24 protein-coding genes and 1 other RNA gene are annotated in these 23,198 nt (G+C 59.3%); 10 read left to right on the forward strand and 15 right to left on the reverse strand.

What is annotated here, in order from left to right; translation table 11 throughout:
- Positions 1–5 precede the first annotated feature (5 nt).
- From AB4N43_RS17805 to AB4N43_RS17820, 4 genes are read right to left on the reverse strand one after another with little or no spacing between them, the layout of a single operon-like run.
- A complete protein-coding gene (locus AB4N43_RS17805) occupies positions 6–743 on the reverse strand; it encodes an amino acid ABC transporter ATP-binding protein (RefSeq protein ID WP_027926440.1) in 738 nt (245 codons plus the stop codon).
- The gene (locus AB4N43_RS17810) at positions 730–1,380 is read right to left on the reverse strand and encodes an amino acid ABC transporter permease (protein ID WP_027926441.1); all 651 of its coding nucleotides are present in this window, start codon (positions 1,378–1,380) and stop codon (positions 730–732) included. The genes AB4N43_RS17805 and AB4N43_RS17810 overlap by 14 nt, the downstream gene beginning before the upstream one ends.
- Positions 1,377–2,045, reverse strand: coding sequence for an amino acid ABC transporter permease (locus AB4N43_RS17815; RefSeq protein WP_027926442.1), 669 nt, complete (start codon positions 2,043–2,045; stop codon positions 1,377–1,379). The genes AB4N43_RS17810 and AB4N43_RS17815 overlap by 4 nt, the downstream gene beginning before the upstream one ends.
- A gap of 21 nt (positions 2,046–2,066) precedes the next feature.
- Positions 2,067–2,852, reverse strand: coding sequence for a transporter substrate-binding domain-containing protein (locus AB4N43_RS17820; RefSeq protein WP_027926443.1), 786 nt, complete (start codon positions 2,850–2,852; stop codon positions 2,067–2,069).
- Between the two features lie 256 nt (positions 2,853–3,108).
- Between AB4N43_RS17820 and AB4N43_RS17825 the strand changes: the two genes are divergently transcribed.
- From AB4N43_RS17825 to AB4N43_RS17850, 6 genes are all read left to right on the forward strand, one after another.
- Positions 3,109–3,816, forward strand: a complete 708-nt coding sequence (locus AB4N43_RS17825; RefSeq protein ID WP_027926444.1) for a FadR/GntR family transcriptional regulator — start codon at positions 3,109–3,111, stop codon at positions 3,814–3,816.
- Between the two features lie 120 nt (positions 3,817–3,936).
- Complete coding sequence (gene trxA / locus AB4N43_RS17830; protein ID WP_003206727.1) at positions 3,937–4,266, forward strand: thioredoxin TrxA; 330 nt, start codon at positions 3,937–3,939, stop codon at positions 4,264–4,266.
- Between the two features lie 247 nt (positions 4,267–4,513).
- Complete coding sequence (gene rho / locus AB4N43_RS17835) at positions 4,514–5,773, forward strand: transcription termination factor Rho (protein WP_007942421.1); 1,260 nt, start codon at positions 4,514–4,516, stop codon at positions 5,771–5,773.
- 148 nt (positions 5,774–5,921) lie between these two features.
- Complete coding sequence (locus AB4N43_RS17840; RefSeq protein WP_460151772.1) at positions 5,922–7,925, forward strand: acyltransferase family protein; 2,004 nt, start codon at positions 5,922–5,924, stop codon at positions 7,923–7,925.
- A gap of 69 nt (positions 7,926–7,994) precedes the next feature.
- Entirely contained in the window at positions 7,995–9,461 is a 1,467-nt protein-coding gene (ubiD, locus tag AB4N43_RS17845) for a 4-hydroxy-3-polyprenylbenzoate decarboxylase (protein WP_007942423.1), read from the forward strand.
- On the forward strand, positions 9,461–10,429 hold the full coding sequence (locus AB4N43_RS17850) for a CDP-6-deoxy-delta-3,4-glucoseen reductase (protein WP_059181982.1): 969 nt from the start codon (positions 9,461–9,463) through the stop codon (positions 10,427–10,429). Before ubiD ends, AB4N43_RS17850 begins: the two co-directional genes overlap by 1 nt.
- A gap of 14 nt (positions 10,430–10,443) precedes the next feature.
- Here AB4N43_RS17850 and AB4N43_RS17855 read toward each other — a convergent pair whose 3' ends face one another.
- A complete protein-coding gene (locus AB4N43_RS17855; RefSeq protein WP_460154218.1) occupies positions 10,444–10,920 on the reverse strand; it encodes a sn-glycerol-3-phosphate transporter in 477 nt (158 codons plus the stop codon).
- Positions 10,921–11,218: 298 nt separating this feature from the next.
- Between AB4N43_RS17855 and AB4N43_RS17860 the strand changes: the two genes are divergently transcribed.
- Complete coding sequence (locus AB4N43_RS17860) at positions 11,219–11,887, forward strand: gamma-glutamylcyclotransferase (RefSeq protein WP_460151773.1); 669 nt, start codon at positions 11,219–11,221, stop codon at positions 11,885–11,887.
- On the opposite strand, the gene glpT is transcribed toward AB4N43_RS17860, so the two are convergent.
- Both glpT and AB4N43_RS17870 read right to left on the reverse strand, forming a co-directional pair.
- On the reverse strand, positions 11,863–13,212 hold the full coding sequence (gene glpT / locus AB4N43_RS17865; RefSeq protein ID WP_027926449.1) for a glycerol-3-phosphate transporter: 1,350 nt from the start codon (positions 13,210–13,212) through the stop codon (positions 11,863–11,865). The genes AB4N43_RS17860 and glpT overlap by 25 nt on opposite strands.
- Before the next feature lie 400 nt (positions 13,213–13,612).
- Positions 13,613–14,590 (reverse strand): NADPH:quinone oxidoreductase family protein, encoded by a 978-nt coding sequence (locus AB4N43_RS17870; protein ID WP_027926450.1) that lies wholly within the window; start codon positions 14,588–14,590, stop codon positions 13,613–13,615.
- A gap of 150 nt (positions 14,591–14,740) precedes the next feature.
- On the opposite strand from AB4N43_RS17870, the gene AB4N43_RS17875 reads away from it, so the two are divergent.
- A complete protein-coding gene (locus AB4N43_RS17875) occupies positions 14,741–15,148 on the forward strand; it encodes a flagellar basal body-associated protein FliL (protein ID WP_027926451.1) in 408 nt (135 codons plus the stop codon).
- A 129-nt stretch (positions 15,149–15,277) separates the two neighbouring features.
- Here the strand turns inward: AB4N43_RS17875 and AB4N43_RS17880 are convergent, their stop codons facing one another.
- The 4 genes from AB4N43_RS17880 to AB4N43_RS17895 all read right to left on the reverse strand — a co-directional run bounded on the left by AB4N43_RS17880 (position 15,278) and on the right by AB4N43_RS17895 (position 20,672).
- Complete coding sequence (locus AB4N43_RS17880; protein WP_027926452.1) at positions 15,278–16,396, reverse strand: ABC transporter permease; 1,119 nt, start codon at positions 16,394–16,396, stop codon at positions 15,278–15,280.
- Positions 16,396–19,128: a ribosome-associated ATPase/putative transporter RbbA gene (gene rbbA / locus AB4N43_RS17885; protein WP_460151774.1), complete on the reverse strand. Its 2,733-nt coding sequence runs from the start codon at positions 19,126–19,128 to the stop codon at positions 16,396–16,398. Before rbbA ends, AB4N43_RS17880 begins: the two co-directional genes overlap by 1 nt.
- A complete protein-coding gene (locus AB4N43_RS17890) occupies positions 19,125–20,090 on the reverse strand; it encodes an HlyD family secretion protein (protein WP_027926454.1) in 966 nt (321 codons plus the stop codon). Before AB4N43_RS17890 ends, rbbA begins: the two co-directional genes overlap by 4 nt.
- Positions 20,091–20,222: 132 nt before the next feature.
- Positions 20,223–20,672: an EVE domain-containing protein gene (locus tag AB4N43_RS17895; protein ID WP_027926455.1), complete on the reverse strand. Its 450-nt coding sequence runs from the start codon at positions 20,670–20,672 to the stop codon at positions 20,223–20,225.
- Positions 20,673–20,872: 200 nt separating this feature from the next.
- Between AB4N43_RS17895 and AB4N43_RS17900 the strand changes: the two genes are divergently transcribed.
- The gene (locus tag AB4N43_RS17900) at positions 20,873–21,028 is read left to right on the forward strand and encodes a hypothetical protein (protein ID WP_172825923.1); all 156 of its coding nucleotides are present in this window, start codon (positions 20,873–20,875) and stop codon (positions 21,026–21,028) included.
- A gap of 35 nt (positions 21,029–21,063) precedes the next feature.
- On the opposite strand, the gene AB4N43_RS17905 is transcribed toward AB4N43_RS17900, so the two are convergent.
- The 4 genes from AB4N43_RS17905 to AB4N43_RS17920 all read right to left on the reverse strand — a co-directional run bounded on the left by AB4N43_RS17905 (position 21,064) and on the right by AB4N43_RS17920 (position 22,488).
- Positions 21,064–21,669: a 5-formyltetrahydrofolate cyclo-ligase gene (locus AB4N43_RS17905; protein ID WP_027926456.1), complete on the reverse strand. Its 606-nt coding sequence runs from the start codon at positions 21,667–21,669 to the stop codon at positions 21,064–21,066.
- An 86-nt stretch (positions 21,670–21,755) separates the two neighbouring features.
- Positions 21,756–21,934, reverse strand: a non-coding RNA gene (gene ssrS / locus AB4N43_RS17910) — 6S RNA.
- 30 nt (positions 21,935–21,964) lie between these two features.
- Positions 21,965–22,282: a cell division protein ZapA gene (locus AB4N43_RS17915; RefSeq protein ID WP_007942435.1), complete on the reverse strand. Its 318-nt coding sequence runs from the start codon at positions 22,280–22,282 to the stop codon at positions 21,965–21,967.
- Positions 22,279–22,488: a TIGR02449 family protein gene (locus tag AB4N43_RS17920; protein ID WP_007942437.1), complete on the reverse strand. Its 210-nt coding sequence runs from the start codon at positions 22,486–22,488 to the stop codon at positions 22,279–22,281. The genes AB4N43_RS17915 and AB4N43_RS17920 overlap by 4 nt, the downstream gene beginning before the upstream one ends.
- Before the next feature lie 127 nt (positions 22,489–22,615).
- On the opposite strand from AB4N43_RS17920, the gene AB4N43_RS17925 reads away from it, so the two are divergent.
- Entirely contained in the window at positions 22,616–23,176 is a 561-nt protein-coding gene (locus AB4N43_RS17925; RefSeq protein ID WP_027926457.1) for a YecA/YgfB family protein, read from the forward strand.
- The last annotated feature ends 22 nt before the right edge of the window (positions 23,177–23,198 follow it).

Raw genomic sequence — 23,198 nt, forward strand, 5'->3', positions numbered from 1 at the left:
ATTCTTCAGCCTGCCGCTTCCACCGTCCCTATGAAATTCGCCAGCTCCGCCGTCTGCGGATTGGCAAACAGCACTTTCGGATCCCCCACCTCATGCACCTTGCCCTGATGCATGAACACCAACTTGTCCCCTACCTCCCGGGCAAAGCGCATTTCGTGGGTGACCATGATCAGCGTCATCCCATCCCTGGCCAGTTGCCGAACCACGCTCAGCACTTCATTGACCAGTTCAGGGTCCAGTGCCGAGGTAATTTCATCGCACAGCAACACCTTGGGCGACATCGCCAGCGCCCGTGCAATGGCCACCCGCTGTTGCTGCCCGCCGGACAGCCGGTCAGGGAAGGCGTCAAACTTTTCGCCCAGCCCGACACGTTCCAGCATCTGCCGCGCCAGCTCGGTTGCTTTGGCTTTCGGTACTTTCTGCACCACCTGTGGCGCGAGCATGACGTTCTCGCCCACGGTCAGGTGCGGGAACAGGTTGAATTGCTGGAACACCATGCCGACTTTCTGCCGCAAGCTGCGCAAGTCCGCGCGGGCGGCGTCGAGGTATTCGCCGTCGACTTCGATCACGCCATCGTTGATCGACTCCAGGCCGTTCAATGTGCGCAACAATGTGGATTTGCCCGAGCCGCTGCGGCCGATGATCGCCACCACCTGGCCTTCCTCGACGCTCAGGTCGATGCCTTTGAGCACATGGTGATCGCCATAATATTTATGCAGGGCGGAAATTCTAAGCAGAGGCATGCAGTCTCCTTTCCAGGTAGCGCGCGCTGAGGGACAAGGGGTAGCAGAGCAGGAAGTAGCCGAGGGCAACCAGGCCATACACCATGAAGGGTTCGAAGGTGGCGTTGGCGAGCATGCCGCCGGTCTTGGTCAGTTCGGTGAAACCGATGATGGAGGTCACGGCGGTGCCCTTGACCACTTGCACCGAAAACCCCACGGTCGGCGCCACGGCGATCCGCAGCGCTTGCGGCAGGATCACGTAACGCAGTTGCTCCAACGGATTGAGCGCCAGGCTTGATGATGCTTCCCACTGGCCGTTGGGGATCGAGTCGACGCAACCGCGCCAGATTTCCGCCAGATAGGCGCTGGTGAACAGCGTCAGGGCCAGCGCCGCCGCCATCCATGGCGAAATGTCCACACCGGCCAAGGCGACGCCGAAGAACACCAGGAACAGCTGCATCAACAGCGGCGTGCCCTGGAACAACTCGATGTACGTGCGGGCGATGTTACGCGGCAGGGCTTTTTTCGAAATGCGCATGACCATGATCAGCAAACCGATCAAGCCGCCGCCGATAAATGCCACCAGCGACAGCGCCAGGGTCCATTGCAGGCCCGTGAGCAAGTTGCGCACGACGTCCCAAAAGGTGAAATCACTCATTGGCTGCTCCTGGCGATGTAGCGGCGCCCGATCCAGTTCAGTAACTGGCGGATCACGAGCGCCATGCACAGGTAGAGCAGGGTGGTCAGGGCATAGGTTTCAAAGGCGCGGAAGTTGCGCGATTGAATGAAGTTGGCGGCGAAACTCAACTCTTCTGTCGCGATCTGCGAGCAGACGGCCGAACCCAGCATGACGATGATGATCTGGCTGCTCAGCGCCGGCCAGACTTTGCCCAGGGCTGGCAGCAAGACGACGTGGCGGAACGCTTCGAAGCGGTTCATCGCCAAGGCGGCTGCGGCTTCAAGCTGCCCACGGGGAATCGCCTGGATGCCGGCACGGATGATCTCGGTGGAATAGGCGCCCAGGTTGATCACCATCGCCAGCACGGCGGCCTGCCATTCAGAAATCTGCACACCCAGGGAGGGCAATCCGAAAAAGATGAAAAACAACTGCACCAGAAACGGGGTGTTGCGGATCAGCTCGACGTAAACCCCGAAAATCGTCGAGAACGGGCGAATATTCCACGCCCGTACCAGCGCGCCGACGATGCCCAGACTGACGCCGAGCACAGCGCCAATGGCCGTCAACTCAAGGGTGAACAGCGCACCGCGCAGCAACAGGTCGGTGTTTTGCACCACCGGCAGAAAGTCGAACTGATAAGCCATGCTCAGTCTCCTTGGCGAAAATCAGAGATCGGCCGGCAACGGTTCTTTCAGCCAGGTCCGGGAGTTTTTCTCCAGTGCGCCATCCGTCCTGGCGGTGGCGAGGATCTGGTTGACCTTGCCCAACAGCGCCGGCTCGTTCTTGTTCACACCCACGTAGACCGGCGAATCCTTGAGCTTCACTTTCAATGCGGGCACACGTTTCGGGCTTTTCTCGCTGATCGCCACCATCACCACGTTGCCGCTGGCGATCAGGTCAACCTGGCCGGCGAGGTAGGCGGCGATGGTCGAGTTGTTGTCTTCGAAGCGCTTGATGGTCACGCCTTCGGGGGCCACCTTGGTCAGTTCGATGTCTTCGATGGCGCCACGGGTGACGCTGACGGTTTTACCCTTGAGGTCGTCCAGGCTTTTGATATCAGCGTCTGGCGGACCGAACACGGCGAGGTAGAACGGCGCGTAGGCGCTGGAGAAGTCGATGACTTTCTCGCGCTCGGGGTTCTTGCCGAGGCTGGAGATCACCAGGTCCACCTTGCCGGTGGTCAGGAACGGGATACGGTTAGTGCTGTTGACCGGGGTCAGTTCGAGTTTGACCTTGAGCTCATCGGCCAGCAGTTTTGCGGTATCGATGTCCAGGCCGCGCGGTTTCATGTCCGGGCCGACCGAGCCGAATGGCGGGAAGTCCTGTGGCACGGCGACTTTGAGAATGCCGCGTTTGACCACATCCTCCAGACCGTCGGCGTGGGCGGGCGCCTGGCTCAGCATCAGGCTGGCAAACAGGGCGGCAAGGAGGGCGCTGTAACGCTGGGTCATGGCAAATCTCCGGATCGGCGAAAAGTGAATGCTGCGGATCGACAGAGCACGGGCCATGCCAAGAGTCGGTTTCAGGGGGCGCAGGCCGCGGGTTTACTGGCGTCGATCGGTCTTACTGGTCTGAACAGTCAACTTGTGTTTCGCACCCCGATAGCGCACCGCCGGAAACGGCCGAACCCCCATGGGGCACGACTTGCCGGGCGTCGCGATTAGCTTTACAACTGAGCACTCATTGGCCTGGCTTGTTTGAAAAACCATGAATTCGATCTCCCGCGCCGTTCCTGAAGTGGCCCTGCAGGCCATCCGCAAACTGATCACCGAGCAAGGCTTCGGGCCAGGCGATGCCTTGCCCTCGCAACGGGACCTGGCGGTGCAGTTGGGGGTCAGTCGCGCGTCATTGCGTGAGGCGTTGTCGTCGCTGAGTGCGCTGGGCGTGATCAGTATCCAGCCAGGCAAAGGTGTGTTCGTGCAGGCGCCGGTGGACCTGTCGGGTGACGAGGCGGCGGTGAGCTGGCCGTTCGCTGCCCAGGCCTCACCACTGGATATCTTCCAGTTGCGTTATGCCCTTGAGGGGTTTGCCGCCGGTTTGGCGGCCATTACCTTGAGCACACAAGAGCTCGATGCGCTGGAAGACAATGTCGCAGCCATGCGCCGGGAATTGAAGGCCGGCGACTTCGAGGCGGCGGCGCGGCTGGATTTCGAGTTTCACCGGCGCATCCTGCTGGCCAGCGGCAATCAGGCGATGCTGAGCATCCTGACCGCCAGCGCCGAGATCTTTCTGGAGAGTCAGAAGCTACCGTTCATCCGGGCTGAGCGGGCCATGGAAACCTGGCAAGAGCATCGCAAAATTCTCCGCGCGCTGACTCGACGGGCCTCTGGCGCTGCGCAGAAGGCGATGCACGAACATGTACGAAACGCGGCGCTGCGTACAGGTATTGCCTTCGTCGCTCCCGCCACCTCATGACTTGAGCTATACCCAAACTCATGGACCACCATAGCGAGACTCAATCATCTGCACCTTCCTGAACGAGGGAAGGGCGGCTATGATGGGCCACGTTTTTTTGCTTACAACCTGGAGACTTCCATGAGCAGCGATCTTATCAAACACGTTAGCGACGCTAGCTTCGAGGCCGACGTACTCAAGGCCGAAGGCGCTGTACTGGTCGACTACTGGGCTGAATGGTGCGGCCCATGCAAAATGATCGCTCCTGTTCTGGACGAGATTGCTGAAACCTACAAAGGCAAGCTGACCGTTGCCAAGCTGAACATCGACGAAAACCAGGAAACCCCGGCCAAGCATGGCGTGCGTGGTATCCCGACGCTGATGCTGTTCAAGAACGGCAACGTTGAAGCGACCAAGGTCGGCGCACTGTCCAAGTCGCAACTGGCTGCCTTCCTCGACGCCAACATCTAAGCGTTGATCAAAGCGTCATCAAAAAGGCCCCGCACATTGCGGGGCCTTTTCGTTATTCAGGGCTAGACGCTCCGAAACTCAGGTGGTACATTCGGCCCCGCACTGGTTTCTCCATTGCCCCCTGCTAGCCGTCGCCGACGCACTCCTTTTCGAATAAGTACGCGATCCTGTCGCCTTCTCTGCGGCGCGGCCTCATTAAGCCAAAAGCTTAATTTCCCCCCTCCATAAATGATTACGTCATTCCTATATGAATCTGACTGAACTCAAGCAAAAGCCGATTACCGAACTGCTCGAATTGGCCGAACAGATGGGCATAGAAAATATGGCCCGTTCGCGCAAGCAGGACGTGATTTTCTCCCTGCTCAAAAAGCACGCTAAAAGCGGCGAGGAAATCTCCGGTGATGGCGTGCTGGAGATTCTCCAGGACGGCTTCGGCTTCCTGCGCTCCGCTGACGCTTCCTATCTCGCCGGCCCGGACGATATCTACGTCTCGCCGAGCCAGATCCGCCGTTTCAACTTGCGCACCGGTGACACCATCGTTGGCAAGATCCGCCCTCCAAAGGAAGGCGAGCGTTATTTCGCGCTGCTCAAGGTCGACACGATCAACTACGATCGTCCCGAGAACGCGAAAAACAAGATTCTCTTCGAGAACCTGACCCCGCTGTTCCCGACTGTGCGCATGAAGATGGAAGCCGGCAACGGTTCCACCGAAGACCTGACCGGTCGTGTCATCGACCTGTGCGCCCCGATCGGCAAAGGCCAGCGCGGTCTGATCGTTGCACCGCCGAAAGCCGGTAAAACCATCATGCTGCAGAACATCGCAGCGAACATCGCCCGTAACAATCCTGAAGTTCACCTGATCGTGCTGCTGATCGACGAACGTCCGGAAGAAGTAACCGAAATGCAGCGCACCGTGCGCGGCGAAGTGGTTGCCTCGACGTTCGATGAGCCGCCAACCCGCCACGTGCAGGTTGCCGAAATGGTGATCGAGAAGGCCAAGCGCCTGGTCGAACACAAGAAAGACGTGGTGATCCTGCTCGACTCCATCACCCGTCTGGCTCGCGCCTACAACACCGTGATCCCGAGCTCCGGCAAAGTGCTCACCGGTGGTGTCGATGCCCACGCCCTGGAGAAACCGAAACGTTTCTTCGGCGCCGCGCGGAACATCGAAGAAGGCGGTTCGCTGACCATCATCGCCACCGCGCTGGTTGAAACCGGCTCGAAGATGGACGAAGTGATCTACGAAGAATTCAAAGGCACCGGCAACATGGAACTGCCTCTGGACCGTCGTATCGCTGAAAAACGCGTCTTCCCGGCTATCAACATCAACCGTTCCGGCACCCGCCGCGAAGAGTTGCTGACGGCCGACGACGAGTTGCAGCGCATGTGGATCCTGCGCAAGCTGCTGCACCCGATGGACGAAATCGCTGCCATCGAGTTCCTGGTCGACAAGCTGAAAACGACCAAGACCAACGACGAGTTCTTCTTGTCGATGAAGCGTAAGTAAAACGGTTTTTTTAACCGCTAAAAAATGGCGTCCTTCGGGGCGCCATTTTTTTTGCAAAAAAAAGGGAGGTTTGCGACTGCGATTTGTCAGTACAGAAGCGAATTGGGCCTGCGACCCAAACAACTTCAACTGACTGGCATTCCTGTTTATGAGCACACTTGCTTACCGAAGGGACATCGACGGCTTGCGCGCAATCGCGGTGATTGCGGTGGTGCTGTTCCATTTTGGTGTTCCTGGCTTCACCGGCGGCTTCGTCGGTGTCGACATATTCTTTGTGATTTCCGGCTATCTCATCACCTCGATCATCTGGAATCAGCGCCAGGCCGGGCGCTTCAGCTTTGTGGATTTCTGGGCACGTCGTGCGCGGCGGATCCTGCCGGCGCTGTTCGTGATGATTCTCGCGGTGCTGGCGGTGGGCTGGTTTCTGATGGCGCCCAAGGATTACGAAGAGCTTGGCCGCTCGGTGCGTTACCAGGTGATGTTCGTTTCCAACCTCCTGTTTATGCGTCAGGACGGTTATTTTGATGTCGCTTCCGACCTCAAGCCGTTGTTGCACACGTGGTCGCTGGCGGTTGAAGAGCAGTTCTATATTGTCTTCCCGCTGCTGCTGACGGTGCTGTCGAGTCGCCTCAAGCATTGGCGACTGGCGCTGTTCGGCGTGTTGCTGGTGTCGTTCGGGCTCAGCGTCTGGGCCGTGGCACATCATCCCGAGAAAGCCTTTTTCCTGCTGCCGATGCGCGCCTGGGAGTTGTTGGCCGGTGCCATGTTGGCGGTTGCGCCAAGAACCGGTTGGCGTCTGACCTCTACGGGCGCGCAAGTGGTGAGCCTGGCCGGCTCCGCTCTGATTCTGCTGGCCGTGTTCTGCTATGACAAAAGCACACCGTTCCCAGGCGCAGCCGCGTTGCTGCCGACGCTGGGTGTGGTGGCGTTGATCTGGGCCAACGGTCATCGGCAAACGCTGGTCGGTGCCTTGCTCGCCAGCCGTGTGTTGGTCGGGCTCGGGCTGATTTCCTATTCCTGGTACCTGTGGCACTGGCCGGTATTTGTCTTTGCCAGCTATGCCAGTGTCGATGAGCCAGGCCCGTTCGATATTTCGGGGTTGATTCTGCTCAGTCTGGTGTTGGGTTATCTGTCGTGGCGGTTCGTCGAAACGCCGTTGCGCGAGCGGCGATTGTTGGCGGGGCGTCGGCAGATTCTGCTCGCGGCGGCGTGTGGTGTGCTGGTGCTGGGGCTGGCCGGACAGACGTTGCGCTGGACCGATGGTTTGCCCGTGCGCCTGCCCGACCAGGCCCTGCAATACGCCAAAGGGAAAGAATGGCGCCCGGAACTGATGCGCTGCCTGGCCAACGACCAAACCCCTGACGAAAAGCTGTTTTGTCATTACGGGACGTCCACGCCGACCGCATCAAAAGCGCTGGTCTGGGGCGACAGTCATGCCACGGCGTTGATTCCGGTATTCGACGACGGCGCGCAAAAACACGGGGTCAGCGTGATACTCGCCAGTTCCCCTGGCTGCATTCCGGTTGAAGGGCTGGAACACGAGCCACAGTGTGCCCGCTTCAACCGTCGGGTCGAGCGGGCCTTGAAGCCACAATCGGTGGGCGATGTCGTGCTGGTCGCACGCTGGAGCCTGTACCTCTATGGCGATGTGAAAGGCGACCTCGGGTTTGTGCTGCGCGATTCCAGCGGCCGTTATGACCGGGCGATCGCCGAGCAACGCCTGGCCGAAGGGTTGCAGGCAACCGTCCGGCAACTGCGCAATGGCGGGCATCGCGTCTGGCTGGTCAAGGAGGCGCCGCTGCAACAGTTCAGTCCGCCTTACCGCCTCAGCCGCCTGGCGATGTTGCATCGTCCAACCGATGACGTTGGGTTGCCGGTGACCGAGCACTTCAAGCGTCAGGCTTTCATCAGCCAGTTGTTCGCGCAAATAGCGGCCACCAATCCGGGCGTGACCGTGGTCGATCCGGCACCGCTGCTGTGTAATGACGAAGGTCTTTGCCGCGCCGAACTCGACGGTCATTCGCTGTACACCGACGACAATCACCTGTCCGAGGTCGGGGCTCGCTTCATCGCGCCGGCACTTGAGCCGTTGTTCAGGCGCTTGCAAGCCCGGGCAACACTCGGCAATGGCAACTCAAATGCGGTCAGGTAATCAGCGATAAGCTGCCAGCGGACGGCAGAGCAGGTAGGATGTACGCCTATTTTAGGGGTGCCATCGTCAATGAAATTCAAGGACCTTCGGGATTTCGTGCAGCAGCTTGAGCAGCGCGGAGAGTTGAAACGCATCCAGATCCCCGTCTCTCCAGTGCTGGAGATGACCGAAGTCTGTGATCGCACACTGCGGGCCAAAGGCCCGGCGCTGCTGTTCGAGAACCCGACCGGCTACGACATTCCGGTGCTCGGCAACCTGTTCGGCACCCCCGAGCGGGTCGCCATGGGCATGGGCGCCGAGGCGGTCAGCGAGCTGCGCGAAATCGGCAAGCTGCTGGCGTTCCTCAAGGAGCCCGAGCCGCCGAAAGGGCTGAAAGACGCCTGGTCAAAGTTGCCGATCTTCCGCAAGATCATCGCCATGGCGCCGAAAGTCGTCAAAGACGCGGTGTGCCAGGAAGTGGTCATCGAAGGCGACGACGTCGATCTGGCGATGCTCCCCGTGCAAACCTGCTGGCCGGGCGACGTCGGTCCGCTGATCACCTGGGGCCTGACCGTCACCAAAGGTCCGAACAAGGACCGCCAGAACCTCGGCATCTACCGTCAGCAAGTGATTGGCCGCAACAAGGTCATCATGCGCTGGTTGAGCCACCGTGGCGGCGCGCTGGATTACCGCGAATGGTGTGAAAAGCATCCCGGCCAGCCGTTCCCGGTGTCTGTGGCGTTGGGCGCTGACCCGGCGACCATCCTCGGTGCCGTGACGCCGGTGCCGGACAGCCTCTCCGAATACGCCTTCGCCGGTCTGCTGCGCGGCAACCGAACCGAGCTGGTGAAGTGCCGTGGCAACGACCTGCAAGTTCCGGCGACTGCCGAGATCATCCTCGAAGGCGTGATCCATCCGGGCGAAATGGCCGATGAAGGCCCGTACGGCGACCACACCGGTTATTACAACGAAGTCGACAGCTTCCCGGTGTTCACCGTCGAGCGCATCACCCACCGGATCAAGCCGATCTATCACAGCACCTACACCGGCCGTCCGCCGGATGAGCCGGCGATTCTCGGCGTGGCGCTGAACGAAGTGTTCGTGCCGATCCTGCAGAAACAGTTCCCGGAAATCACCGATTTCTACCTGCCACCCGAAGGCTGCTCGTACCGCATGGCCATCGTGACCATGAAGAAGTCGTATCCGGGGCACGCCAAGCGGGTAATGCTCGGTGTCTGGTCGTTTTTGCGACAGTTCATGTACACCAAGTTCGTTATCGTCACCGATGACGACATCAACGCGCGGGACTGGAACGACGTGATCTGGGCCATCACCACGCGCATGGACCCCAAGCGCGACACGGTGATGATCGACAACACGCCGATCGACTACCTCGACTTCGCCTCGCCGGTCTCAGGCCTGGGCTCGAAAATGGGCCTGGATGCCACGCATAAATGGCCGGGCGAAACCACTCGCGAGTGGGGCCGGGTGATCGTCAAGGACGACGCCGTGACCCAACGGATCGATGCCATCTGGAATCAGTTAGGAATAGATTGATGCGTGTAACCTTGCAGCCCTCCGGAGCGGTGCTGGATATTCTGCCCGGCGAGCGGATTCTCGATGGTGCGCGGCGCCTGGGCTATGAATGCCCGCAAAGCTGCCGCAACGGCAATTGCCACGTGTGCGCGGCGTTGCTGGTGGAAGGGCGGGTCGAACAAAGCGGCAATGTGCACGACCATGGCGAGTTCTACACTTGCATAGCAGAGCCGCTGGAAGACTGCATTTTGCTGTGGGATGGCGTGCTTGCGCTGGGAGAACTGCCGGTGCGCAGCGTGTCGTGTCAGGTCATTGAATGCAGGGACGTCGGCGGCGATACCTGGCGTGTGCGTCTGCGCGCGCCGGCCGGCAAGCCACCGCGCTATCACGCAGGTCAGTATTTGATGATCGAACGTGAGAATGGCGAAAAGTCCGCGTTCTCGCTGGCCTCGGCTCCCCATGGCGGGCGCGATCTGGAAATTCATGTGCTGGCACGCGAAAGCAGTGCGCTGAGCCTGATCGAGCAGCTGCAACGCAATCGGATGGTGCGAGTCGAACTGCCCTTCGGCGATACCCATCTCGCGGAATTGCCGGATGGCCCGTTGGTACTGATCGCCGCTGGCACGGGCATGGGCCAGATCCACAGTCTGATCGAACACTGCCGCGCCAGCGGCTTCAAGCACCCGGTGCACCTGTACTGGGGCGTGCGTCGTCCTGAAGACTTTTACGAGATCGAGCATTGGGATGAATGGTTGAAGCTGCCCAATCTGTTCCTGCACAGGGTCGTCAGTGATCAGTGCGGTTGGCAGGGGCGCTGCGGGATGCTGCATGAGGCGGTGTGTGAGGATTTCCCGGACCTCAAAGCCTTGCATGTCTACGCCAGCGGCTCACCGGCCATGGTCTACGGCACGCTGGATGCGTTGGTGGAAGCCGGGATGGATGCTCATCAAATGCGTGCGGATGTGTTTGCGTATGCGCCAAGATCCTAGGCCATTGTGGCGTGTCAGAAGCGCACGCCAGTCGTCACCATGGCGGCGTTGAAGCCGAGCAACACCAGTTCGGCCGCCAGCGGTCCGTAATGCGCGCCGAGTGAGGGGATGATCACCGGCGCCACCCCGAAGTGATTCAATGGGATCTTGTCCTGATACTTGCCGCTGTAACCCTCCAGGAGACCACCGGTAAGTTTTATATACACCGGATAGTTGGCGCTCTCGTATCGTTTGCCCACATAGGCGTAATAAGACCGCTGGCTGAACGAGTTGCGAAAAGTGGCGCCGCCCAACACCCAGCCTGACGGGGCCTCACGTTCAAGGCCAATCAGGTCCTGATTGTTATTGTGCTCGGGGTCGGGCGAATAGTGTTTGGTGTAAACACTGGTCTGCAGATACCAGGAGCCGGTGTCCTTGGGGGGTGTCTCGGCAGCCAGTGAAAGCGGCGCCAAGAGCATTGCCAGTAGTCCGTAAATCCACGGTTTTTTCATCATTCAGTCTCTTGTGATAGCCGTCAGCGTACGAGCAGGCGGAAAATCAGAAGAGGATGTAGGAGGAGTCTGGCAGTAGCGTTCTATCTGATCGAGCCTATGGCTTATGTATATTTCATTCTGGTATTTAGAATATTGCCAAGATTACCTTAGGGTATATGAACAGTTCCTGAACCCTTCTGTTGTTTATTGGGCATACGTCCTTTAGCACTTTTCGTTTCACCATTACTGCTATATGTTCTATAACGTTAATGTTGCTTACATTTTGCAATACTCGCAGGGCCGAAACTCCATTGCCATGAATGCCGTTGAATCTGCTTTTTTGAATCTGGCTTACCCTCCGCGGCTCGATCTGGGGCCGCAACTCACGCACGAACAATTACTCTGCTCCATGCAGTCAACCATGGCGCGCCACAAGGGCGGGCCGGTCTGGTTGTTCGCTTACGGTTCGCTGATCTGGCGTCCTGAATGCGCCGCGGTAGAACGCAAGCGCGGCCAGGTGCATGGTTACCATCGCGGTTTGTACCTGTGGTCCCACGAACATCGCGGCACGCCCGAAGTGCCAGGCCTGGTGTTTGGTCTGGATCGTGGCGGTTCTTGCAGCGGCTTCGCTTATCGCTTGCCCGAAGAACAACTTGAAGCCTCACTTTATGCGCTGTGGCAACGTGAAATGCCATTCCCGTCCTATCGCCCACACTGGCTCAACTGCCGTCTTGAAGACGGAAGCCAGGTTCAGGCATTGGGGTTTGTATTGGAGCGCCACCTGCCCAGCTATGCCGGCAACTTGCCGGATCACGTGCTGAGCCAGGTGTTTGAAAACGCTTGCGGGCGCTACGGCACCACTCGCGATTATGTCGAGCAGACCGCCCACGCCCTGCGTAGCCACGCCATGCCGGACCGAAATCTGGAGGCGCGACTCAAACGCTGCAAATCAAAATCCGATCAGGCGATCGCTTCGCGGGTCTGACTGGCGACGTTCTTGTGGCCCAGCGTGGGCGCCAGGAACGCCATCGCCAGCAGGCAGGCCACCACCAGCAGAATGAAGCCGCCATCCCAGCCAAAATAGTCCACGGTGTAGCCCATCAAGGCACTGGCCGCGACTGAACCACCCAGGTAACCGAACAGACCGGTAAAGCCCGCGGCAGTACCGGCAGCTTTCTTCGGCACCAGTTCCAGCGCTTGCAAGCCGACCAGCATCACCGGGCCGTAGATCAGGAAGCCGATGGCGAACAGCGAGATCATGTCGATCATCGGGTTACCGGGCGGGTTCAGCCAGTACACGATCGTCGCGACGGTCACCAACGCCATGAACACCATGCCGGTCAGGCCACGGTTGCCACGGAAGATCTTGTCCGACATCCAGCCGCACAGCAGCGTGCCCGGAATACCGGCCCACTCGTACAGGAAGTAAGCCCACGAGGTCTTGTCGAAGTCGAAGTGCTTGACCTCTTTGAGGTAGGTCGGCGCCCAGTCGAGGATGCCGTAGCGCAGCAGGTAGACGAAAACGTTGGCCAGGGCGATGAACCAGAGCATTTTGTTGCGCAGCACGTATTTGACGAAGATGTCCTTGGCGCTGAATTCTTCTTCGTGGCTGGCGTCGTAGCCGTCGGGGTAATCGTTTTTGTATTTCTCGATCGGCGGCAGGCCGGTCGATTGCGGTGTATCGCGCATCACAATGAAGGCAAACACGGCGACCAGCAGCGCCACGGCGGCGGGTACATAGAACTTGCTGTGCCAGTCGTTGAACCAGCCCATGCCGAGGATCGCCAACGGACCGATCAAACCGCCGCCCACGTTATGCGCGGTGTTCCACACCGACACCACTTGACCGCGTTCTTTCTGCGACCACCAGTGCACCATGGTCCGGCCACTTGGCGGCCAACCCATGCCTTGTGCCCAGCCGTTGATGAACAACAGGATGAACATCATGGTCACGCTGGACGTTGCCCAAGGTGCGAAACCGAACACGAACATGACCCCGGCGGAGACCACCAGGCCGAAGGGCAGGAAGTAACGCGGGTTGGAGCGGTCGGACACGATACCCATCAAAAACTTGGACAGGCCGTAGGCGATGGCAATCGCCGACATGGCCACGCCCAGTTGACCCTTTGTGTAGCCTTGGGCAATCAGGTCCGGAAACGCCAGGGTGAAGTTCTTGCGCAGCAGGTAGTAACCCGCATAGCCAATGAATATCCCGGCAAAGATCTGCCAGCGAAGGCGTTTGTACGTGTCATCGATTTGTTCGTCAGGCAATGGAGCCTGATGTGCGGCAGGGCGAAAGAAAGCAAACATTCAAGAGCTCCAGATTTCTTGTTTTGACTGCGGATGCGAATGTTACAGTTTCGTTACCGAAAATAGCACCGGTTCGCATTAGCAAAACAGCGGAAATGTGGGCAATCGAGTGTTCCTTTATGAACATGTCGCACAGGTATAAGTGAAGGGCGGTGTGGGAAATGTCTTTTGCAGGCTCTAACGACCATTTCAGTCCGGGGTAGGACGAGGCTTTGAGAAATGTCCTGCGGTGGAATGGGACGTCGCGGCGTTCTGCAGGAAAGGCATTTAGAATCGTCAGGGAATGCCGGGCGAGTCCGATGCGCAGGTATGTGAGCTTGCTGCCGGAGGACGTTCGGACGTTGCTTTAGTCCCGGCCAATAAAAATGCGGTCTGGACACTCCAGACCGCATGTTCCGGCTCAGCGAACCTGAACCACGACTTTCCCGACCGCCTTGCGCTGGCCGAGATCATTGATCGCCTGCGCCGCATTGCTCAGCGGATACACCTGCGACACCAACGGTTTCAACTTGCCCTCGGCAAACCAGCCAAACAGTTGCTGGAAGTTCGCCGCGTTGTCTTGCGGCTGGCGCTGGGCAAACGAACCCCAGAACACACCCACCACGGCCGCACCTTTGAGCAGCGCGAGGTTGACCGGGAATTCCGGAATGCGTCCGCTGGCGAAACCGACCACCAACAGGCGGCCGTTCCAGGCGATGGCGCGCACGGCCTGGTCAAACAGGTCGCCGCCGACCGGGTCGTAGATCACGTCGGCGCCCTGGCCATCGGTCAGGCGCTTGATCTCGTCCTTGAGGCTGGTTTCGCTGTAGTTGATCAGTTCGTCAGCACCGGCCGCCTTGGCCACGGCAAGTTTTTCAGCGCTGCTGGCGGCGGCAATCACGCGGGCGCCCATGGCTTTGCCGATTTCCACGGCGGCCAGGCCTACGCCGCCGGAAGCGCCGAGAACCAGCAAAGTTTCGCCCGGTTGCAGGTTTGCCCGTTGCTTGAGCGCGTGCATCGACGTGCCGTAGGTCATGCTGAAGGCGGCCGCGGTGTTGAAATCCATCGAGGATGGAATAGGCAGCACGTTGTAGCCTGGCACGGCGACCTGTTCGGCAAAGCTGCCCCAGCCAGTCAGGGCCATGACGCGATCGCCGACCTTGAGGTGGCTGACCTTTTCGCCCACCGCGCTGACCACGCCGGCCGCTTCACCGCCCGGCGAAAACGGGAAGGGCGGTTTGAACTGGTATTTGCCCTCGATGATCAGCGTGTCCGGGAAATTCACCCCGGCGGCGTGCACGTCCAGCAGGATTTCATTCTTTTTCGCAACAGGACTGGCGACGTCTTCCAGCACCAGCGATTCGGCAGGGCCGAAGGCTTTGCACAGCACGGCTTTCATCAGGGCTATTCCTTTGGGAGTGATGGCCGATAAGTGTAGGTGTGTGAGTCGATGGGTCAACGAGCATGCCCGACCCTGATAGTCAGCCATAAGCTTGTGCTTGAGCGGCGGGTCGTTATGCTAGGCCGCAAACCGGATAAGGAGCGAATTGTGAAAGCGTGGATCATGTTGTTGCTGGCCCTGTCTCTGCCTGTGGCAGCGATGGCCGAAGAAGCCAAAGAAGGTGAAGCTCCGAAGGTCAATTACATCACCCTGAGCCCGCCGTTCGTGGGTAACTACGGGCTGGACGGTACGCCCAAGCTCAAGGTCTACAAGGCTGATGTGGCCTTGCGCGTGACCGGTGATGACGCCACCAAAGCGGTGAAGGCCAACGAACCGTTGATCCGCAATCAGCTGGTGGCGTTGTTTGCACAGCAGACTGCCGAGACGATGAGCAACGTCGAAGCCAAGGAAAAACTGCGCCAGGAAGCCCTGAAGCAGACTCAGCAAGTGATGAACGACGAAACCGGCAAGCCGGTGGTTGAAGATTTGTTGTTCAACAACCTCATCATTCAATAAGTCATTCGTTGTCCGGGCTGGCCTCATCGTCGGAACGCCGCCCGGAGCAGGTTCGTTCTCACATTGGTTTTGTGAACGCCACATCTCCAATGTGTGCGGGCTTGCTCACGAAGGGGGCGACTCGGCCCCTCAGGACGCGAGACTCTTGCGAAACCGCATCAGCGCTATCGCAAAGAACAGCATCCCTATGGCAGTGAGCGCGAGCAAGTCCGGCCAGACCACGCTCAACCCGGCGTCGCGAAACAAAATGGCGGCGCTCAGGCTGACAAAATGCGTTGATGGCGAGCCCTGCATCACCCATTGCAGCCATTGCGGCATGCTGTCCAGCGGTGTGCTGCCGCCGGATAACAGCAACATCGGGATAATCACCGGAATGGCCAGCAGTCCGAATTGCGGCGTCGAGCGAGCCAGGGTGGCGAGAAAGATCCCCAGTGCGGTACTGGCGAACAGATAGACCGCCGTCACCAGCAAAAACAAACTCAGGGAGCCGGCCAGCGGCACACCGAGCGCGCCTTTGACTATCACCTCAAGCGACAGCCAGGTGCACAGCACCACCACCAGCATGTTGCTCCATATTTTCGCCAGCATGATTTCCAGCGCCGTCAGCGGTAGCACCAACAGGTGGTCGAGGGTGCCGTGTTCCCGTTCACGCAGCAGTGCTGTGCCGGTCAGAATGATGGCGAGGATCGTGATGTTGTTGACGATTTGAATCACCGCCAGAAACCAGCCGCCTTCCAGATTGCTGTTGAACAGGGAGCGGGTGGTCAACATTACGGGCGCTTTGCTCGCCACATCGCTTTGACCGCTGTAGGTCAACAACTCGCGCTGGAAAATTCGCCCTATATACCCCGCGCCCATGAATGCCTGGCTCATGGCGGTGGCGTCGACATTGACTTGCACGGCAGGCTGACGACCGGCCAGCAGGTCGGTCTGAAAGTTTGCCGGCACATTGATGACAAATGTGTACTTGCCACTGTCCATGACCTGGTCCAGTTGCCCGTACGGCAACAAGACCGGCCGTTGGAATTCCGGAGGTTGCAGCGCCTGCGCCAGTTGTCGCGACACAAGGCTGTGATCTTCATCCACGATTGCCACGCTGGCGTTATGTACGCCAATTACCGAGCCCGCAGCCGGCATGTAGATCGCCACCGTAAAGGCGTAAAAAAGAAACAGCAGCAGCACGCTGTCGTGTCGCAGGCTTGTCAGTTCCTTGAGACCCAGGCGCAGAATGTGCGCAAACTTGTGCATCAGGCCTCCTGCTTTTTCAGCATGACCAGGCTGAGCCCGGTGAACCCGAGGAAGAATCCGCACAGCGCCAGGCATTGCGGCCAAAGCTGGCGTATATCCAGAGCCTTCGTGAAAGTGCCTACAGCGATATCAAGGAAGTGCCCGGCCGGAAACAGCATCCCCATTGTGGCGGCAGCGCCTTCGAGGGAGGAACGAGGCACGATCAGGCCGGAAAACTGGATGGTGGGCAGGCTGGTAATGATCATGGTGCCGAGGATGGCGGCGATCTGGGTTCGGGTGAAGGCCGAAATCAACAAACCCATGCTGGTTGTCGCCAATACATAGAGCAGCCCGCCGAAGGCCAGGGTCAGGAAACTGCCCTTGAACGGCACACCAAACAGCCATCGGTTCATCGCGACCAGCACTGCAAGGTTGATCAGGCTGACTGCCAGATAGGGCGCCTGTTTGCCCAACAGGAACTCGAGTCGAGTCAGCGGTGTGGCGTAGAAGTTGGTGATCGAACCCAGTTCTTTCTCCCGCACGATGCCCAGCGCCGTGAGCATGGCCGGGATGAACGCCAGAATCAGCGCCATGACGCCGGGCCCGATGGCGTTGACGCTGACCACGTCCTGGTTGTAGCGGAAGCGGGTTTCCAGTCGAGCGGCAGCTGGCCGGCTCAACGCCGGGCTGCTTTGTTCGGCCAGTTGTTCGATATTGGCCTGGTGCACCGCCTCGACGTAGTTGCGGCTCGTCTCGGCGCGAAACGGCATACCGCCATCGAGCCAGGCCGCCACGGCAGGTTGGCGTCCGGCGTACAGATCCCGGCCAAAACCGGGAGGCACCTCAAGTGCCAGTTTGATTTCAGAGCGCTGAAGGCGACGATGCAGTTCTTTGGCGTCCTGGATGGGCGCTTGCTCGTCGAAGTACCGAGAGCCGCGGAAGGCCTCCAGGTACGCGCGACTCTGTGGTGTCTGATCCTGATCGTAGACAGCGAACGCGAGCTTCTCGACGTCCAGGGAAATGCCATAACCGAAGATCACCATCATGAAGATGGCCCCGAGCAGGGCAAACGCCATCCGCACTTTGTCGCGCAGCAGTTCCTTGCCCTCACGACTGGCCACCGCCATCAGGCGGCCGGGACTGAAACCGCGATCCTTCAGGGGCGTGGCCGGCGTGGCCGGCGTGACAGGCGCATTTGCAGGCTCTGCCGGTTTGGGTGGTTCGCAGGTGCCTTGGGCTTGCTCCAGGCAGGTGACGAACGCAGCTTCCAGCGTCTCACCTTTGAATTGTTGTTGAAGGGCTGCCGGTGTATCGCAAGCCAGTACCTTGCCGGCATGCATCAACGAGATGCGATCGCAGCGTTGGGCTTCGTTCATGAAATGGGTAGAGAGGAAGATGGTCACACCTTGCTCTCGGGACAACTCGATCAGTAGTCGCCAAAAATCGTCCCGTGCCGCCGGGTCTACACCGGAGGTCGGTTCGTCGAGAATCAAGACTTCCGGCCGATGCAGCACCGCTACCGCCAGGGACAGGCGTTGGCGCAAGCCCAATGGCAATGCTGCGGACTGCTGTTCGCACACGCTGCCCAGATTGAAACGCTGGATCAGCTCTTCGATGCGTTGTGCGCTGTCGACTTTAGGCAAATCGAACAGCCGTGCATGCAGCTCCAGGTTCTGCCGCACACTGAGTTCGCCATACAGCGAAAAGCTCTGCGACATGAACCCGACGCGTTTGCGGGTGGCCAAATCCTTGGCATCCACCGGATTGCCCAGCAGCGTGGCGCTGCCTTCGCTGGCCGGTATCAGCCCGGTCAGGACTTTCATTGTGGTGGTTTTGCCGCAGCCGTTGGACCCGAGGAAGCCAAAGATTTCGCCACGACCGATGGCGAAGCTGACCTTGTCTACGGCAGTGAAGTCGCCGAAGCGCAGGGTCAGATCGTGGGCCTCGATGGCGATATCGGTGGCGGTGCCGGTTCCCGGTGGAATCACCAGAGGCTGCGGGTCATGGCTGCCGTCGCCCTGATAATGGGTGAAGGCTTCGTCGAGTTTGCCGCTCGTTGTTACAGCCCGTAATTCCTTGGTCAACCCAGTGGCAATCAGCTTGCCGCCATCAAGCATCAGGCAATGTTCGAACTGCTCGGCTTCCTCCATATAGGCGGTGGCGACCAATAACGTCAGTTGTGGACGCTGGCGCCGCACATCGTCAACCAGCTCCCAGAACCGCCGACGGGATAACGGATCGACGCCGGTTGTCGGTTCATCGAGGATCAACAGGTCCGGTTCATGGATCAGCGCACAACACAGGCCCAGCTTCTGTTTCATGCCACCGGACAATTTGCCTGCCGGTCGATCGGCGAAGTGCAACAGGTCGGTGGCCAGTAACAGATTGTGCATACGCTGATTGCATTCGGCTTTTGACAGCCCAAACAAGGTGGCGAAAAACTGAATGTTCTCGCTGATCGACAACTCAGGGTAAAGGTTGCCGCCCAGGCCTTGGGGCATGAAGGCAATACGCGCGTAGAGGGTGTTGCGATGGCGGCGGTCCTGGATCGCCCCGTCGAGTACATTCAGTTGCCCTTGCTGCAGCTTTTTCACGCCGGCGATCAGTCCCAGCAGACTCGATTTGCCGGCCCCATCGGGACCAATCAACCCACACCGGGTTCCGGCGGGCAGGCTGAATGTGATGTCATTCAGCGCCTGATATGTGCCGTAACGATGTTCGATTGCGCAAGCTTGAACCGCCAGGCTGGTCATTGCAGATTAGCCGGCCAGCCAACAGGGGCGGTGCGCACATAACCGGCGCCGGGCATGCCGGGTTTGGCCTGGGGCATGGCCCCGGGATCAGTCAAACGTAACTTGACCCGAAACACGAGTTTTTGCCGCTCATCGCGGGTCTCGACTTCTTTGGGGGTGAACTGCGACTTGGCCGCGACAAAGCTGACCTTCGCCGGCAGCGGGCGGTCGGGCAGGGCATCAAGCAAAATTCGCGCTTCATCGCCCACCGCCAGGCGTCCGGTCACGGAGGTCGGCAGGTAGAGGTTCATGTATTGATCGTTCGGGTCGATCAGCACTAATACGCGTCCGCCCGCACCGAGCACTTCGCCCGGTTCGGCCATGCGCAGCTGGATCACTCCGTCGATAGGGGCTCGCAAACTGCTGTCGTCGATTTCACTGTTCAACTGCGCGACTTGCGCTTGCGCAGCGCCAATGGCAGCACCGACCGCAGACTCTTGTGCGCGGGCCGCTGCAACGGCGGCATTGCCCGTGCCAATACGCGCCTGCTGCTGATCGATGATCTGACCGCTCACGAAACCGTGTTTGAACAGCGTCTCGGAACGACTGAGTTCCTGTTGGGCGAGCAGTTGCTCGCTCAGGCGTAATTGCACGTTGGCTTGTGCGGCGGTGAGGTTCTCCCGGGCGCGCAATACTTCGGCTTCGGCCTGGTTGCGTTGGGCTTCAAGGGTACGGGTGTCCATGCGGGCCAGCAGTTGGCCTTTGCTGACCTTGTCGCCTTCATCGACGAGTACTTCGGCCAGTCGCCCGGGTGTTTTGCTGGCGATCTGTACTTCGGTGGCTTCGAGGCGGCCATTGCCGACATACAAGCCTTCGGGCAAGCGGTCATGCATCGACTTCCAGTAGCCAAAGCCCCCGGCGCCCAGCAGCAGTATCACTAAAGCACTGGCAAACAATATTGAAGAGCGACTGTGCGTAGACATGCGGGCATCCTGCGGCTGTTGCGTCCTAGTCTGGTTGATCGAACGCCGGGGCGAGTTGATACCAGTCAACTGAGGGCCAAGCCTAACGCTATTGAGCGCAGAAAAGAGGATGACCGGGTGGTTCTGCCCGATTTAACGTAAATCGAGTACCGCTGCCCATTGCTCGGCCGTCACCGGCATCACCGACAATCTCGACCCCTTCTGCACCAGTGGCATCTCGGCCAACGCCGCTTGCTGCTTCAAATAATCCAGCTTCAACACCTTGGCAAACGTCTCGACATGCTCGACATCAATTGCGCTCCAGGCGTTTTTCTCGGCGCTGGCCTTTGGATCGTAGTAATGACTCTCCGGCTCCAGCGCCGTCGGGTCCGGATACGCCGCTTCGACAATTTTTCCAATGCCGGCAATTCCCGGCTCCGGGCAGCTGGAGTGATAGAAGAAAAACGCGTCACCGACCGCCATGGCGCGCAAAAAATTACGCGCCTGATAGTTACGAACCCCGTCCCAGCGCGCTCGGCCAAGTTTCTCCAGACCTTTGATCGAGAGTTCGTCGGGCTCGGACTTCATCAGCCAATAGGCCATGGATTTTGCTCCTTGCGAGGTGAGTGGACAGGTTGTCAGGCAATTTTATGACAAACCGACAGTCGGTTGACGCCAGCGTTTGCGTGTCAGTTCACGTTGTCGCAAAATGCCGGCCTTCTAAGCTTGACGCTGCTGCACGGCCTACACCTGAAACGGAACCGCTGCTGTCATCGTGTTGATGTGCCTTTGGGGGGCAATCGATGAAACGCAAACCGGATTTACTATGGATTTTGGTTATTTTGTTCGGCCTTGGCGTCGTAACCACCGGTTATGCCCAAAGCCTGTGGAATAACAAGACCGATGCGCCGATCGAAATCGCGCAGCAGCAACAGCAGCCATCGGCGTTCAAGCGCTAAACCTGTCTTTTGGACGCCGCTGATCGCAGTGGCGTCTACCCTGCGAAATACCACGCCTTGTCTGTCACCGTGCCTTGCAACGGCACATCCCAGCTCGCCTGAGCCAATCGTTCGACTTTCTGACATTCATGGGCCAGCCCCAGCAGCGTCGGCTTGCGCCAGGTTTTGCGGCGGGCCAGGTACGCCAGGCTTCGATCGTAGAAGCCGCCGCCCATGCCCAGACGCCCGCCGACATCGTCAAACCCCACCAGCGGCAACAGCACCAGATCCAGTGCCCAGACTTTACGTTGTCGGGCGAGGTTGTGCCGGGGTTCGAGAATTCGAAAGCGGTTGGGTTTGAGTTTTTCGCCGGGGCGAATGCGCTGGAAGACCATTTTGGTGCGCGGCCAGGCACTGAGCACCGGCAGATACGTGGCCTTGCCCCGGCGTTGAGCGGCACGCAGCAGGATGCGCGGGTCGATTTCACCGTCGGTTGGCAGGTACAGGGAGATGTGCTTGGCGCGGCGAAACAACGGCTGTTGGGCCAATTGCTTGTACAGCCCGCGAGCAGCCTGGCGCTGTTGACTGGGTGTCAGTGCGCGACGGGCCTTGCGCAGCATGCGTCGAAGTTGCGGGCGGGGCAGCAGCGCAGGTTCGGTCATGGATTCAGGCTTCGACAGGACGAATACGTAAAGCGTACCCGTAAAAAAGCCGATGCCGGTATTTAAACCGGCATCGGACTGAAATCAGGCTCCCCGGATGAACCGCTGCTGACTTAGCCCTTGAACCCGAAAGTTCAAGGTGGAAGATGCAGTAGGCTTTAAGGCTTTCCGTCTAGCGGACATGCACACCAGCCCAACGTGCAGCCTCCAGGGTAGTGCGAATCGGCTCAGGGACGTGGTCAACTGGCAAGCACCCCAGGGAGTGAAGCGAGTATACCCCAAGCGGTTTCGTGTTTCAGCCCTTGGTGACGTCCGGATCGGTGGCGAGCACCAGATCGACGCGGTCCAGCAGGTCGCGAACCTGTTCGCGAGTCGAGCCGCTGGCCTGTACATCCGGGCGTTCTTCCTTGTGCAACAAGTCGTGCGTGATATTCAGCGCGGCCATGACGGCAATGCGGTCGGCACCGATGACTTTGCCGCTGCTGCGAATTTCGCGCATTTTGCCATCCAGGTAGCGGGCGGCGCTCACCAGATTGCTGCGTTCTTCCTGGGGGCAGATGATCGAATATTCTTTGTCGAGGATCTGCACGGTAACGCTATTGCTTGAACTCATGAGTCTTGCTCCAGGGCCTTGAGGCGCGAAATCATCGATTCAACCTTACGCCGGGCGATTTCGTTTTTTTCAATGAGGTGCGCGCGTTCCTCGCGCCAGGTCTTTTCCTGAGCTAGTAAGAGTCCGTTTTGGCTCTTTAGTTGCTCGACTCGACTAATTAGCAGTTCGAGTCTGGCCATCAGCGCTTGCAGGTCGGTGTCTTCCATTGTGTCCACTGAATGTGTGCTTGATGGGGGTAGCTGGCGGACAGCCTTTAATAGTCTTGGCGAGTCTGTCGATGTAGGATACAAGGCCTTCATTCTAGACATAGCGCCGTCTGGCGCCTAGCTGCCCATGACCATTCAGAATTCCCCGTACCAAGCCTTCGCCACACTGCTGACCTCCAGCGGTCATAACGTCTCGCCTGCCGAACTGCATGGCCTGTTGCTCGGCCGCAGTTGCGCCGGTGCCGGCTTCAATGCCGAGGAGTGGTTGATCGATGCCGCCGAACTGCTGGAAAGCGAACCGCAGGACAATGTCCGCAATGCCCTGATCGGCTTGCAGGAGATGGTCAAGGGCGAGCTGACCGGCGACGACGTGACCGTTGTTCTGCTGCTGCCGACCGATGACGCCCCCCTGACTGACCGTGCCGTCGCACTGGGTGAGTGGTGCCAGGGCTTCCTCAGCGGTTTCGGCTTGAACTGCCGGGACAGCAGCACACTCAGCACTGAAGCCACCGAAGTATTGCAGGACCTGGCGGCCATTTCTCAGGTGCAAGATGCCCTGGAAGAGTCCGAAGACGGCGAAACCGATTACATGGAAGTCATGGAATACCTGCGCGTCGCGCCGCTGCTGCTGTTCTCCGAAACCAAGAAAGCGGACGTGCCGCCAGCCGCCAAACCGTCGTTGCATTAATCGCGTGCCAGGAAAAGCCATC

The sequence above is a fragment of the Pseudomonas sp. S2_B07 genome (assembly GCF_054668435.1).